This is a genomic window from Photobacterium obscurum (genome assembly GCF_026191635.1).
Lineage (GTDB): Bacteria > Pseudomonadota > Gammaproteobacteria > Enterobacterales > Vibrionaceae > Photobacterium > Photobacterium obscurum.
The window spans coordinates 1-14632 of sequence record NZ_JAKRRW010000026.1; the positions used below are offsets into that span (position 1 = coordinate 1).

Below are 14632 nucleotides of genomic sequence, written 5' to 3' on the forward strand. Positions count from 1 at the left end.
TTTCAGGCTCGGCTTGTCGCTGGCGATACTGATCCCCGGCAGCACCGTATCCAAACTGATGCTTAACTGTGTCGCTGCGGTGTTGTCATTACCGGCACTGTCAGTGAAACTGTTCGCTGCGATATCCACGGTTGCTGCCGCAGTACGATCCGCATCCGGCGTAAAGGTCGCCGAATAACTGGTGCCACTGCCACTAAAGCTGCTCAGGCTACCACCGACCACATTGATATCACTTTCAGCAAAATCAGAACTCGCCTCGCTCAGAGTGAAGCTCAAACTAGCAGTCTCACCGGCTTTCAGGTTCGGCTTGTCGCTGGCGATACTGATCCCCGGCAGCACCGTATCCAGACCAATACTGAGCCCGGTCGCCGCAGTATTATTGTTACCCGCGCTGTCGGTGAAGGCATTGGCCGCCACATCAATGGTCGCCGCTGCCGTGCGGTCATTATCCGGGGTAAACATCGCCGAATAACTGGTGCCGCTACCACTAAATCCGCTTAACGAACCACCGACGACAGTAATATCGCTGACAGAAAAGTCGCTACTGGCTTCACTCAAAGTAAAGCTCAAGTTGGCAGTCTCACCGGCTTTCAGGCTCGGCTTATCGCTGGCAATACTGATCCCCGGCAGCACCGTATCCAAACTGATGCTTAGCTGTGTCGCCGCAGTATTATTGTTACCGGCGCTGTCGGTGAAGGCATTAGCGGCCACATCAATGGTCGCCGCTGCCGTGCGGTCATTATCCGGGGTAAACATCGCCGAATAACTGGTGCCGCTACCGCTAAAGCCGCTTAGCGAACCACCGACCACAGTGATATCACCATCTGCAAAATCGCTACTGGCTTCACTTAAGATGAAGCTCAAGCTGGCAGTTTCACCCGCCTTGAGGCTCGGCTTGTCACTAGCGATACTGATCCCCGGCAGTACCGTATCGAGGCTAATCGACAATTGCGTCGCCGCGGTGTTGTCGTTACCTGCGCTGTCGGTGAAGGTACTACCTGCTACATCAATGGTGGCTGCCGCGGTGCGATCGGCATCCGGTGTAAACGTCGCGCTATAACTGGTACCACTACCACTAAAGCCGCTCAGTGAACCGCCGACCACGGTGATATCCCCGACCGCAAAGTCGCTACTGGCTTCGCTCAAAATAAAGGTCAAGCTAGCCGTTTCACCGGCTTTCAGCTCGGTCTGATCACTACCGATAATAACTGTCGGAGCGACAGTATCACCTATTGCTACAACAGTAACGGTTGAAGTCACAGCAAGAGCACTATTTACGTTGTCATTTGATCCGGTGTTGCTGCCGCTGTCCGTAAGTGAAGTAATGGTAATCACACGGTTTAACGTATTAGGGTTCAAGCTGTTATTTGAATAGGTGATTGCATTAACAAGCGTTTGCAATAGTGCAGGGCTAAGAGTAGCTCCAGAGAAGCTTACAGTTGCAGTTGTACCATCCACAACTACTGACACATTGAGGCTATTGGTAGTCGTTGACCCAACATTAAACCCATTGGTCAATTGCACATTTGAACCATCAAAACCGAGAACTTCGCTAGCACCGTCGTTTACATTAGTGACAGTCAGAGTCATTGCGGTAAGTGTCTGCCCACTTTCTACAGTGGCAGCCATAGCGCCACTGAACAGGCTTTGTGCAGCACCACCTTCGCTGAAGGTCGGATCTCTGCCTGTAGCAGAAAGCGTTGGTTGATCATTAGCGGCTGTGAACACAATGGTTCGAGTATCACTGGCTACAGCATCATTTTTATCTGTCGCAGTAAATGTGATGGTGCGATTGGACGTAACAGGATCATCAGATGTATTGCGGTAATGAATGGCTCGTAGTACTTGTTGAACTAACACATTGGTAGCATTGCTATTAAAAGTGACAGTGAGAGCCGTATCATTGGTCACAGTACCTTCACTGGCACTCAAAGTCCCTATAACAGTTGTATTATCTCGTATATTGGTTCCGTCGGTATTAATGGAGCCAACAATATTATCCGAAATAGATAGCTCATCACCCGCTTCATTATTAGCGGTAATCTGTACCATCAACTTACCGTTATCCCAATCGGCATCACCATCTTCATCAGAAAGAGTTGCAGACGCATCTATCTGGATGGCAGCATCATTTTCAATATAAGCTAGGTTAGTATCGTTTATAGTGATGGTAGGAGCTTCATTTGTAGCTGTGTTCATACCCGCGATAGAAAAATCAATCAAATTAAAATCAAATTGTTTATCTCCTGTACTCACAGTATAAAAAACTTCAAATTCATCAACATTAACACCTGAAAAATCAGCCCAACTTATCGATGTATAGTCGGTAATATAAGTATCTGATGGAGGGGTGTATGGCGTTGATTGAGCAACTGTAACTCCGTCTTTATACCCTTTAACTGTTATATCTTTGAAATTATTCGTTGTAGCTGCTCCGCCTGTTTGATATTCACCTAATGTGATATCTGTTATTTGAAAATATCCAGAAACGGTCATATTGATTTTAATAGAGGATGTGAATGATGATGCTGCAGCACTGGAGTCATTAATATAAGCTCCGTATTGATCTGCTCTAAGCGCGTTGTTAGCACCAGATCCATCCGACCTTGTTAAATTAAAGTACCCATCGTTGGTTTGACCAATATTATTGATGATTGCTATACCGGCAAATGTTTGAAGTCCACTCGGAGCTTCTCCTAAAGCTGAGGTGGTCAAGTCTATTTTTACAGGTTGGGTATCATTAGCACCGGACTTATCTTCTTCATTTTTATCATATCCCGTTACATAAACATCATAACTTGTTTCACTGCTCACCCCATTTATTACCGTAGTAAAAACTGTGTTAGCAGCATTACTACCGTCTGTTGAGTGCTTGATTATTGCCGCATTATCATCTCCATCAGTACCACTTTGCACTTGAACATTGGTAGGAGCAGTTGCTCCATCAGGTAATACGACATAATTCGCTCCCCCCTCCAAATTCAACTCAACATTTAACGTTCCACCTCCAGGCGAAATATTCGTAATTTCTGGCGGAGAGTTAAATACAGGTGTAGCCAACACATGCGAGTACTGAATTTCTGATTCCGAAGACCAAAGCTTTATTGAGTCAATCTTTCCTGTCGAAACTTCTAGCTCCCAATCTCCTCCTAATAAAAAATCACCTGTTAAGTCATCTGATGCTGCAACATCAACATGAGCTTGGTTAGCGATAAATTCAATTAAAGCTTCACCCGCTTTCCCTGCTCCGAGATTACAACCATAAAGCAGTACATCAGCACCTTCTTTTAAGGCGTAATTTAATGACGGAAATGTATCTGTTTTTTGTTTTAAAAATTGTTCAGTTACTTGGCTGTTACCTAAATAAATAATCCCGTCATCTGCGTGTGAGACAACGTGCAATACATCGAGGTTTTGATATTGATATAAAATTTGGGTTAGTTGCTCTAAACCATCCTTTTCTGACGCTATTTCTTTAATTTCGGCATTTTGCTTTAGATTTTTATAGAACAAGTGTTTATCAGGGACTGCTGCATCAATAATAATAAGTTCGTTGACCTGAGCAGGGGCAACTGACTCTAAATCATCTTGCCTGACAACATTAGACAGAGGCTTTTCATTAGGAAACGATGTAATACCTATATTTTTACTGCCAATATAAGTATGAGCACCTGCTGCTGACGCGTTGCCCAATCCCATTAGCAGCATAGCCGCCACGATAATGCTTGGTAAGTACTTGTTCATAAGGACATCCTTTTCCATTTACCATTCAGCGGCGTTATCCCGAACTAGATATCAGCAGTTTCAGAAGAAACCGAAGCCTCTACATCCATATCGGCAAAATCCAAACTACAATACTTTCCTTTTACTCTTGCTTGAGTGTGATGAAATTAGCAGCTACACCAGCACAGACAACAGCCAGAGATGTTCCCCTGGCCCTTGTGACTGAAAATTAATTTCGACTTGGAAATAGGCCTTCCACACACATAATGTAATTAATGCCCAGTGAGGGCTGCATAATACTAAATGGGTCTTCCCCACCAGTCTGCTTGACTGTGACTGAACCCCCTGTGATACCGCCGCTGCCACCAGCAATATCGATCGTAACCGCATCGCTAGCCATTGTGGTGTCAGCGGTACTAGCGAAACCTTTTTCAACTGGGTAGGTAGATCTATCTTGAGCCACATTGCCGGTTGCCCAATAGTTACCAGCAGGACTGTTTTCCGTACCTATGCCTGAATTAGCTTTCACTGCTGCCGTAGCCGTTGGTGGGCTACTGGTGCTGCTCGTAGGATTAAAGGTTGCGCTATGGCTATGGGCTGGCATTTGACTAAGTTGTAATGCGTTGACTTCATTGCCTAGCATTTGCGCTTGAATTACATTAACTCGGCCTATACCACGCCCCACACCAATAGGTACACGACCTCTCATATCTGGCAGCGCGAAATTAGTACGGCCGTCTCCCCCCCAAACATTACCTAAAATGGCAAAGAGGGCTTGATTCTGCGAAATGGCTATTAGTTGACCATCACAAAACGCGAAATCTTTTGGCGCGAAGTTCCCACCAAAAAGCTTAATTGAACCCATCATTTCTTCCATAACGTGCTCTCCGTTAACTTTTAACTAAATTGCATACCTGTTTTAAGTCCAACAACTTGCGAAAAACGGTAACCGTCAAATACACCATCTGAATTGGCCACAATATCTAGCCGCACCGCATTATCTTTTAGGGCAACAAACACTCCTTTTTCTGGTGAAATATGAATGATGGTGCCAGGCTTCACTCCGTAATTCGGCATGACAGCTGCCGATGCTTGTAAAAGCTGGGCACTGGCTCCACCGAGAGTTAAAATCGCGCCACCATAAATTGGGTTCCCAGCTCGAACTTGATCACAAAGTGCTTTTGCCGATGTTGATTGCCAATTGATATTGAGATCGGGTTGACTAACCCTAGGAGCCTTAATGGCGGGGACGCCTGCTTGTTTAATGCCTAGCGTTTTATTTAAATCAAGATCTAGTGCAAAAAGCTGCTCTAGAAGTAAAGGAGTATGCTGTATTACTTTTCCATATAGGCTCTGATGGGTATCGAATTCACTGATTTCTACAGGGTACTGAGCCAGAATATCTCCACTATCTATTTTTTGAGTCACACGATGAGCAGTTAATAGCAGTTGTTTCTCGCCGCTTCTGATCTGCCAATAAATAGGGTGAGGACCTCGATAATGTGGGAGCGCTGCAGCATGCAGGTTGACAGTGCCATAAGTAGCAAAATCAAATACGGTTGACGAAAGAATTTTTCCGCAATTAAAAACAATCAGTAGATCTGTTTGCCAAGTATCAAGATGTTTAACCGCTTTTTCATCGTCATTTTCAACATAAAAAACTGGAATAGAAACAGCACCAAGTTGAGCTTCAAATTGCATGCGCTCTTGCCCATCAGCACCATAAAGCAACACCCCGTTCAGATACCCTTGCTGATAAAGCCAAATTATTACTGGGACTGTTGCGAAGCTCGAGGTCGCCACTGAAACCTTGTTTTTATACATCGAGGAATTAATGTGATGATTATTTTCCATGTGATCTCCTAAGCTAAAGTAGGCAGGAAGCCGGGAGTACCACAAAGCTTGTAGTAAAACTTGATGTGGTCTCCGCTTCTGACTAACAGATCATCTGGTTCAGGGACTTTGGGGATGAAATCGATGCAGATAGACATATCGGCTCGGGGATGACTAATTCCAGAATCATACTGCTCTATATTCTCATCACCGAATACATTAACGCTTGCCGTGGTTAGTAGAATTCTTTGATTGATATCTGGCACATCTGAGGGTATTTGAACCTGTTCACACTCAACAATTTCGAATCCATCCCCCAGCGGCAATACAGACATGGTTCTCAGTTTATCTAGAGTCAACGTGAATACATTACCGAGCTCAATGCGTTCCTGTTGAATAGAAGGGTCAATCAAGGTTGAATGACAGCGGGGTTGCTGCTGCCATTGATCATTGTATTCTCGCTGACCTTTAGCCAGGCAAGCATTAATCTCTACCTTCTCTGGCAACATCACGCCGCCCTCTGCAATAAATTGGCTGAGGTGTCTGGCAAAACTCACATGACCTTCACGACTTAAGCCGTGCTGAAAGGCTTCCATCAACAAAATGTCAATCGGTAGCTCTGGCTGATAACCCATAACATCTATACATAAAATGTCCTGTATATAATGACGAATAGCCAGATCATCAACTAGCCGATTTAACACTTTTACCGCACCAGGCTGGATATCGATCAAAGTTATTGTTAATTGATCGGAGGTGATGCCTTGCTCACTGCAGTAGCTTAATAAAGGCAACAACAACGGGGCAAAAGGGCCACATGCTGGATAAACTAAATGTATTGTCTTGCTAGGATTACTCTCAATCTGTTGGCGAATAGATAAATGCAGACCTCGAATAAATGCTTTAACTCTATAAATATCCTTTACAGTATGTACGGCATCATCAACTGACATCACCTGCCCCGTCGCATTGATATAGGAGGTATGTCGTTCGCTTTCTGTTAAGGCCAGATCTTGATAAATTGATAAAAGCGCTTCTGAAGCACCAGCAAATAATTCGACCCAACATTGATGATCTGCATTTGGTGTATCTGCAATTGTCGCTGTCAGCTCTTTAAAAGACGCGCTCAATTTCACAGCTAGCTCATTTTGGCTGGATATATTTAATGTTGAATCCAATTTCGAACGTAATAGCTGGTTAAATAATTTCTCCAGCTCAGGGTCGACTGAACTCACTGTTGTCACTGACGAAGTCTGTAAATCAAGATATTTTGCCATAAGCTTATATACACCATTCAGACGTTATATTTGTATTCAGTCATACCGACATCTTCTTATCTCTATAAAACATTCGAGGCCTGATGAACTGACAACCTCAACTGCTCACGCAGCCAGTCATTCGCCACACAATCAATCACCACATGAATGCGATCAACCTTGCCCCGGTGGTAAACCGCATGCTCCAGATCGGCGTTGAGATACCATAACTCTCCTTCGGCCATATGAACCGATTCACCAGCGACGATAAATTCAACATCAGGATCAGTCTGCAAACACAGATGCAGACGCGCCTGGCCTTGTGAGACACATAGCCCATGATCACGGTGCGGTGCGATAACCGCTCCCGGACGCAAGCGCATCAAACGCACAGACAGAATGGGACAACAGAGTTGTTTCAAAAAGGCGTGAAGTTCGGGACAGCTAGATAAAAAACCATAATTATCAAAATCATCGTTCGACTCAGCCCCTTCCAATGCAAAAGCCTGTAAAATCGGAGACTTATCCTGATACTTGGCAAGACCGCGCAATGGATATACATCCCACTGACCGTCATAACAAGCACGGTTGACATGAGGAAGCCACTCGTCAACTGACAATGCTTCGACAGAAGCCAGCAGCTGAGAAGTCTCAGGAGATTGAATTGGGAGGTAACAACAAATTTCCAACATTAGACACCAATATGCATAACAACCCATATGCAATGGTAGTCAATAGCATCATGACAACAAATTTCATCTATCAGAATGTGCATCAAAATACACAATATGCAACATTGCTCACATTTTACTTAAAAACAAATATGATTATCTGGAGAAATATTGGCCTTTATTGTTATCGAAATATGAATTATTAACATTGGCTTAGGACTTTCCCTATCCCAATTAAATCAGACTAGCCTTCACTACCCACTAACTGGTAAAATCCGCCCCCAACAGAAGTCCCAAATATCAACATAGAGAGTTATTCCTCATGGGAAGAAAGTTCGAAGTACGCAAATTGTCGATGGCAAAAACACAAGGCGCGAAGATCAAGGTTTACTCGAAATACGGTAAAGAAATCTACGTCTGTGCTAAGAACGGTAGTCCTGATCCAGAAAGCAATCTTGCACTACGCCGTTTAATCGAAAAAGCTAAAAAAGACCAAGTACCATCTCACGTTATCGAAAAAGCGATCGATAAGGCGAAAGGTGGCGGCGGTGAAGATTTTGCAACTGCGCGCTACGAAGGTTTCGGTCCTGGTAACTGCATGGTTATCGTTGATTGCCTAACTGACAACAACAATCGTACCTTTATGGATGTTCGTCAGTGCTTTGTAAAGAACCACGCAAAAATCGGTGGCCCGGGTACTGTTGGTCACATGTTCGAACACCAGGCTGTATTCCAGTTTAACGGTGACGATGAAGAAGCAGTACTTGAAAACCTAATGATGGAAGATGTTGACGTAAGCGACATCGAGTGTGAAGACGGTGTTATCACTGTTTATGCGCCACACACAGAGTTTTTCAAGGTTAAGAATGCACTAACAGCAACCATGCCTGACGTGACACTTGACGTTGAAGAGATTTCTTTCGTTCCTCAAACAATGACTGAAATTTCTGGCGACGATGTTGCGGCTTTCGAGAAGTTCCTTGATGCGCTGAACGACTGCGACGACGTACAAAACGTCTACCACAACGCTGAAATTGCAGATTAATCTGTTTTCACTGTTAAATAAAAAAGCCGAGCTAAGCTCGGCTTTTTTATTTGTGCTGTAGGCAACATAAAAAAACGGTGGCCTAAGCCACCGAAAAGAACAAGTACATTCTTAATAATCACAAAAATTAGAAAGGCTGTGACAACAAAAAGTCACGTGCATCACTATATTAGAACCAGGTTTCCATCTGCATCGCAAAGATAAACTCACCACCCTCACCCATTGTGCTTGCGTCATTATCCAAGCTCACAGAGTAATCATTCAAATCCTCGCTCCAGTCAACATATGAAGCCGCAAAGCGAATTTCCGGACGCTGGAAGAAGCCGCCAGATGTATCTAGTTTAAAGGTTGGGGCAATAGTCGCCTTATAAAAGCTACCGTCAGCCTGTTCCGTGCCATTGTCCAAATCCATGTACTGGTAAGATCCTTCATACACCATTTCGAAGTTTTTGGTCAGCTCTTGTGCCAGGCGTACGTTCGCAGTCGCCCACATGAATTCATCACCGTCTTTAACACGGTCTTTGCTATATTCACCCAGGAACGCCGGCGCAATACGCCAGTTGTCAGCAAATCGAGTAACGCCGTAACTAAACAGTCGAACAGCCTGAGCATCTTCATTAAGATCACCGTTCGAGCCGATCCCCTTAAGCTCGGCACCTAGGCCTTGACCAACCAATACCCCAGTCTTAGAGAAACCTTCGCCACCGCCGTAAAAATTATCGCCATGGTAGGCCAGCAAAGCATGGAAGCCATTTTCAGCACGCTTGGTTGGTGTCGTACCATTATCGTTGTCAGCCCTGCCTTCATTATCAGCAGCTGTCATAGCATTTAACATCAACTGCCACTGACCAATGTAGTTATTCATCGTAACAATGTAGTTTTCAACTTCCAGGCTTTCGCTGTCAATGGTGCCAAAATCACGCCCATAAACCGAGAAGTTCGTGCTCCAATCTTCGCTGAACTGAATATCGTAAAGACCGGCCCCCGCTCCCGATAGGAAAACAATATCAGTATCCATAAAGTGGATATCGAAATTATCACGATCAAAACGCTTACCGGCCCAAATCGACGCATAAGAAAGCGCACCATCAAATGACTCCAGACCACCCAGCTCTGCATAAACCTGACGCACATTCAATTTTGAATCGTCGGCAGTCCATTCATTGTTGGTTTCCGTACTATCGGCCAGCATCACACGGTATTTCGACCATGAGCCATCGTCCTGCTGGATATTATGATCAAGAATTACTTCGACATAGTTGTCATCTTCGACACCCAGACGACCAACTGCACCACCAAGCGCACCAGCTGCTGTCATGTATGGCCCCGTCCCAGTGGCACCGTTGAGGTTGTCATCAATAAGCAACCCCGCACGCGCATAACCATGAAACTCAAAGGCGGAAGCTTTGCTGTCTGCATCCGCTGCCACTTGCTCATTTTTTTCCAGGCGCTGTTCTAAGTCAGCAATCCTTTGCTCTAAGCTCGCTACATCACCTTGTGCCAAGGCGGCACCGGAGCAAGTTACGGCAAAAGACACTGCGAGTGATAAGAGGCTTTTTTTCATCATTCTAATTCCATCTATCCATTAATTTGTAAACTGCTAAACAACGCTGCTGATTATTGCTAAACCGGTTTAGTTGATCGAGATATATTTGCTAAATCCGTTTAGCTTTGTGATCGTAGTGTCATATTTTTGCTTTTTGTGATCTTGCAATATGCATGGTGTGAATAGTGTTAGGCTGGTGAAGTGTTTAGGAGCGTTAGTGATCCGAGATAGGCTGTGTGATGGCGTCTCTGCACTCTACAGATACAGATACAGATACAGATACAGATATGAAAACAATCAGGGCCGAAGAATGTGAAGAGTTAGCTATGTCTAGTCAAACGACCTCAATAGACTGGAATAAGAGTATCTTGAAGCCGTTTAGTATAGTTATGAGGCTAGACCAGCCCACTAGACGAGTCGATGAATTCAAAGTGGCCTAGTCGTAGCAAATTAGCCGTCACTGGCTCCGCCAGCGAATGTGGGCATCAAGGGCAAAAGAGGCAGGTGTTACACGCTGGCTCGACAACAGTAGCCGGATCAGCTGAAAACCGGTCTGGGCAATTTTTTCATTGTCCTGAGCAACGGAGTCAATATTCAACGGCAGGCAGTCTAGCAGGTCATGGTTATCGAACGTTGCCAGCCGCATCTCTTTACTAACCAGAGCGTCAAGACAATTCTGCTCTTTCAGATAACGTAATACCCCTTCGAGCAGTGTATAGGATGCCGTGAACAGTGCTTCAGGCAATCGCCCTAGCTCTTTGTGCAACTGCTGCATCATTTCATAGCCCGATTCGGACTGATAATCACGATGGCGAATCCATTCAGGCTTTTCTTCAAGCCCTGCCCGTTTCAAACCCAGCTCAAAGCCCGTTAAACGGTGGCGACTTGGGGACAGCTCTAGCCGCCCACCGAAATAGTAAAACTCGGAAACAGAGGAAGCAGCTATTGTCTCGATCAAATCCGCAGTCACTTTGGTCGCATCGGTAAGTACCAATGGTAACGGTGACTGACCGATATGTCGCTCAAGCTGGAGAACCGGAAGCTGCTTGGTCAATGTTTGATAGAATTCATCAGAGGTTTCGCTAGAGGCCACAATCAAGCCATCTATCTGGCGGCGAACCAGCCCTTCTACGACCTGTCGCTCAATCTCCGGATCATCTTCCGAGCAGGCGATCAACAATTGTAGCCCGGCCTGACGAGAGAGACGCTCCAGTTCACGGGCTATAGAGGCAAAGCCAAAACTGGTCAAATCGGGAATAACCAAGCCAATGGTGTCAGAGCGGTTGGCCTGCAGAGATTTTGCGTGCAGGTTCGGTGAGTAATTGTTTTCTCTAGCAACAGCCATAACCCGCTCACGGGTTTCTTCTTTAATCCGAAAGGTAGATGCCCGCCCATTAAGCACCATACTCGCTGTTGTTTTCGAGACACCGGCCAGTTTGGCTATGTCAGCAATTGTTATACGTTTTCTCTTTTCCATTACTAAACCGTTTTAGCCGCTACCATCTTTTCATTATCTGGCCAATTAACGCGAATGGAAAGCAAAACGAATTAAAACTGGCTCTTGATCAAAAGAAATCAGCCAGAATTCAGATAAATACTGGTAATCGAGAGTATGAATGCTAACAAGATAGTCAATTCTTGTCAGGATAACTACATGTAATAAAAGGTAGTATCACATCGTTTTGCCACCTGATTAATAACAAAACTTCCTTGCGAGATATTCCTTAAACTGAACTCACTCCTGTCCCTCCCCCTTAGTGTCGTTTGGGTATATGCTTTTAGTAGTCGCTGAAATTACTGCTGTTTCCTGTTTTGTCTGCCCGATTTTCTCGTCCATGTCCGGCTAATAACTGAATTAAGGAAGTGACCATGCTATCAATCTTCGATATCTACAAAATAGGAGTCGGACCATCTAGCTCACATACCAATGGACCGATGCTAGCCGGTTTTGATTTTTGCCAGAAAATCAGTTCGATACTTGATGATGTGAATCGCATACAGGTTGATCTTTATGGCTCTCTTTCTCTGACAGGTAAGGGCCACCATACTGACCGGGCAACCATACTTGGCTTAATGAAGAACAAACCAGACAACATTGATATTACTCAGGCCAACAAGGCTATGGCCGACGGGGTTCAGTCCAAAACATTATACCTTGCAGGTAAAAAGACAATCAGCTTTGATCCCAGTACCGATATGCTGTTTCACGACAAGAGCCTGCCGCTACATGAAAATGGCATGACGATCAGTGCATTTGATGAACAAGATAAAGAGCTGCTTGTCGAAACCTACTACTCAATTGGTGGGGGGTTTATTGCCACGGCCGATGAGCTACAAAACGGCAAGTCCAGCGATGAAGTTACCGTTCCCTACCCATTTAATTCTGCCGAAGATATCCTTAAAAATGCCGAGAATAATGGGCTCAGCATTGGATCGATGTTTCTACGCAACGAGCTCGCTTTCCGCTCTCAGGAAGCAATCGATAACCAAGCAGAACAGATCTGGGAAGTCATGACTTCCTGCATGCAACGAGGCTTCCAGACCGAAGGGATACTTGAGGGGGGACTGCATGTTGTCCGACGTGCCCCCGCCCTACTGAAAAAGCTAGAGGCCGGTAAAGATATCGATAATGATCCAATGACCGTCCTGGACTGGGTTAACGTGTTTGCCTTTGCGGTGAGTGAAGAAAATGCTGCTGGCGGTCAGGTGGTGACCTCTCCAACCAACGGCGCTGCCGGGGTGATCCCGGCTGTCTTGATGTATTACAACAAGTTCATCTGCCAGCTTGACACACCAAAAATCAAAGATTTTCTTGCGGTATCGGCAGCTATTGGAATGCTATACAAAATGAATGCCTCTATTTCAGGTGCGGAAGTAGGCTGTCAGGGGGAAATCGGCGTCTCGTCATCTATGGCAGCGGCTGGTTTAACGGCCATCCGTGGCGGCAGCAACGAGCAAATCTGTATGTCTGCTGAAATTGCCATGGAACATTCGCTTGGGATGACCTGCGATCCTATTGGCGGTCTTGTCCAAATTCCATGCATCGAACGCAACGCTATGGGAGCGATAAAAGCGATCAATGCTTCTCGCATGGCACTCAAGCGTAATAGCAAGTCTCTAATTTCACTGGATAAGGTTATAGAAACCATGTATCAGACCGGTAAAGATATGAACAAGAAATACCGTGAGACCTCACTGGGCGGCTTGGCGATGATCCACCTTGCCCCACCATGCGAGTAACAACTTATTCATTGTAATTGCCCAAACCTCTTACTGGTTGATCATGATCGAGACGGGCTGCTTCAGTAACTGAGCTGGAATAACAGAAAGCCATCCGTTACAACGCGCGTAGTCAATCAATGTCGCACGATTCGTGACCCCGAACACGGCAAACCTGGCAATAAGATTAGCAATTTGTTTTTCTACCGCCTTTGGTGTGCGGTGGATCAGCTGGGCAATTTGCTTGGTCTGACGCCCGCGCAACAGCCAAAACAATACAACCTCCTGAGAGGACGTCAGCTGCATTCCTCCAGGCTGTAAAGTACTAAATGATTTATTGGATTTATCTAACGCCAGCACTTCAGCAAAGGCTTCCAAGTTAACCAGCTCTTTGAGGTTAACCGCATAGAATTGTATCCCCCAGGGCTCACCGTTTATGACAATTGGTCGTTTGTGGAACGAAAACGCATCATAACCATGTGCGTAGTTATGAATGTCTATCGTGCTAACTGTCTTATTATTAAGTAATGCATGTTTGTCTTGTTGGGCAAAAGTAGATGCAAATTGGGCGGTATCACATGGTAGATCACAATCATATAACCCGGCGATATCCTTAGGTGCATTAACCAACTGTCGATAGGCTTCATTTGCAAAAGCAAATTGACCATCTTTAGATTTTAGGCCTGCGGGATTCGGGGTTGTGTCTAGCATGTGAATCAGAACGGATAAGTATGTAGATTGGTCTAAATTCACGCCGCTATTTTAGCAAGTTGTCATTAAGAAAAAGTAGTAGAAATTCCCCTTTTTAAGCCATCTCCGCTCAACTAGCTGATTGTTCATCATAATAACGAGCAAACACCTGTTTAAGCCAAAGGCTGCTTGATAGCCTTTGGTTTAAAATCTCCCGCCGATATTGAAGCAACTTAATGTAACAGGCCCTTTGAATACTGCGTTTTAATGAATGGGCTTCTCTGTTATATGCTGCTTCCATGCAGCTTTTTTCTTCCATCTCTACACGTCATAGTGTTTCCTAGCTTTATATAGCGACAGATAAAAAAAACAATTAAGTCAATTGTATAAAAATTTAGTGCATTTCAACCTGCTGCAAATGCTTTTGGTCATCCATAAGCTGTGCTCTAGGGAGTATCCCTCAATTATGTTGCGTCCAACGCTGCTGCTATTTTCAAGCAGAGCAAGTTGAAAATTGCGTAGCCCGAAGGGTTATGGCCAAAAGAAAAGGGCTACCCAATATTGGATAGCCCTTGCTAGAAATACCATTTAACAATGGGTGTCAGACACAAATAACATAAAGCCATTCGCAGTAAATTGATCCTAGCGA

General features: G+C 44.9%; 10 protein-coding genes. 2 read left to right on the forward strand and 8 right to left on the reverse strand.

Going from position 1 to position 14632, the window contains the following annotated elements; genetic code table 11:
• From MD588_RS22320 to MD588_RS22340, 5 genes are all read right to left on the reverse strand, one after another.
• On the reverse strand, nt 1-3744 hold a 3744-nt coding region (locus tag MD588_RS22320; protein WP_265699979.1), incomplete at its 3' end, for an Ig-like domain-containing protein.
• Nucleotides 3745-3952: 208 nt separating this feature from the next.
• Complete coding sequence (locus MD588_RS22325; protein WP_265699980.1) at nt 3953-4600, reverse strand: phage tail protein; 648 nt, start codon at nt 4598-4600, stop codon at nt 3953-3955.
• Nucleotides 4601-4620: 20 nt separating this feature from the next.
• Nucleotides 4621-5577: a methionyl-tRNA formyltransferase gene (locus tag MD588_RS22330; protein ID WP_265699981.1), complete on the reverse strand. Its 957-nt coding sequence runs from the start codon at nt 5575-5577 to the stop codon at nt 4621-4623.
• 8 nt (nt 5578-5585) lie between these two features.
• Complete coding sequence (locus MD588_RS22335; RefSeq protein WP_265699983.1) at nt 5586-6833, reverse strand: SAM-dependent methyltransferase; 1248 nt, start codon at nt 6831-6833, stop codon at nt 5586-5588.
• Between the two features lie 62 nt (nt 6834-6895).
• The gene (locus tag MD588_RS22340; RefSeq protein ID WP_265699984.1) at nt 6896-7504 is read right to left on the reverse strand and encodes an aspartyl/asparaginyl beta-hydroxylase domain-containing protein; all 609 of its coding nucleotides are present in this window, start codon (nt 7502-7504) and stop codon (nt 6896-6898) included.
• Nucleotides 7505-7805: 301 nt separating this feature from the next.
• Here MD588_RS22340 and MD588_RS22345 point away from each other — a divergent pair, with 301 nt between their 5' ends.
• Complete coding sequence (locus MD588_RS22345) at nt 7806-8528, forward strand: YebC/PmpR family DNA-binding transcriptional regulator (protein WP_265699986.1); 723 nt, start codon at nt 7806-7808, stop codon at nt 8526-8528.
• A gap of 169 nt (nt 8529-8697) precedes the next feature.
• On the opposite strand, the gene MD588_RS22350 is transcribed toward MD588_RS22345, so the two are convergent.
• Both MD588_RS22350 and MD588_RS22355 read right to left on the reverse strand, forming a co-directional pair.
• Nucleotides 8698-10092, reverse strand: coding sequence for a carbohydrate porin (locus tag MD588_RS22350; RefSeq protein ID WP_265700067.1), 1395 nt, complete (start codon nt 10090-10092; stop codon nt 8698-8700).
• Nucleotides 10093-10531: 439 nt separating this feature from the next.
• Nucleotides 10532-11551 carry a LacI family DNA-binding transcriptional regulator gene (locus MD588_RS22355; RefSeq protein WP_265699987.1) on the reverse strand — a complete coding sequence of 340 codons (1020 nt, stop codon included), beginning with the start codon at nt 11549-11551 and terminating at the stop codon, nt 10532-10534.
• Between the two features lie 392 nt (nt 11552-11943).
• On the opposite strand from MD588_RS22355, the gene MD588_RS22360 reads away from it, so the two are divergent.
• On the forward strand, nt 11944-13314 hold the full coding sequence (locus tag MD588_RS22360; RefSeq protein WP_265699988.1) for an L-serine ammonia-lyase: 1371 nt from the start codon (nt 11944-11946) through the stop codon (nt 13312-13314).
• Between the two features lie 30 nt (nt 13315-13344).
• Here MD588_RS22360 and MD588_RS22365 read toward each other — a convergent pair whose 3' ends face one another.
• Nucleotides 13345-14004, reverse strand: coding sequence for a LuxR family transcriptional regulator (locus MD588_RS22365; RefSeq protein ID WP_265699989.1), 660 nt, complete (start codon nt 14002-14004; stop codon nt 13345-13347).
• Nucleotides 14005-14632: the final 628 nt, after the last annotated feature.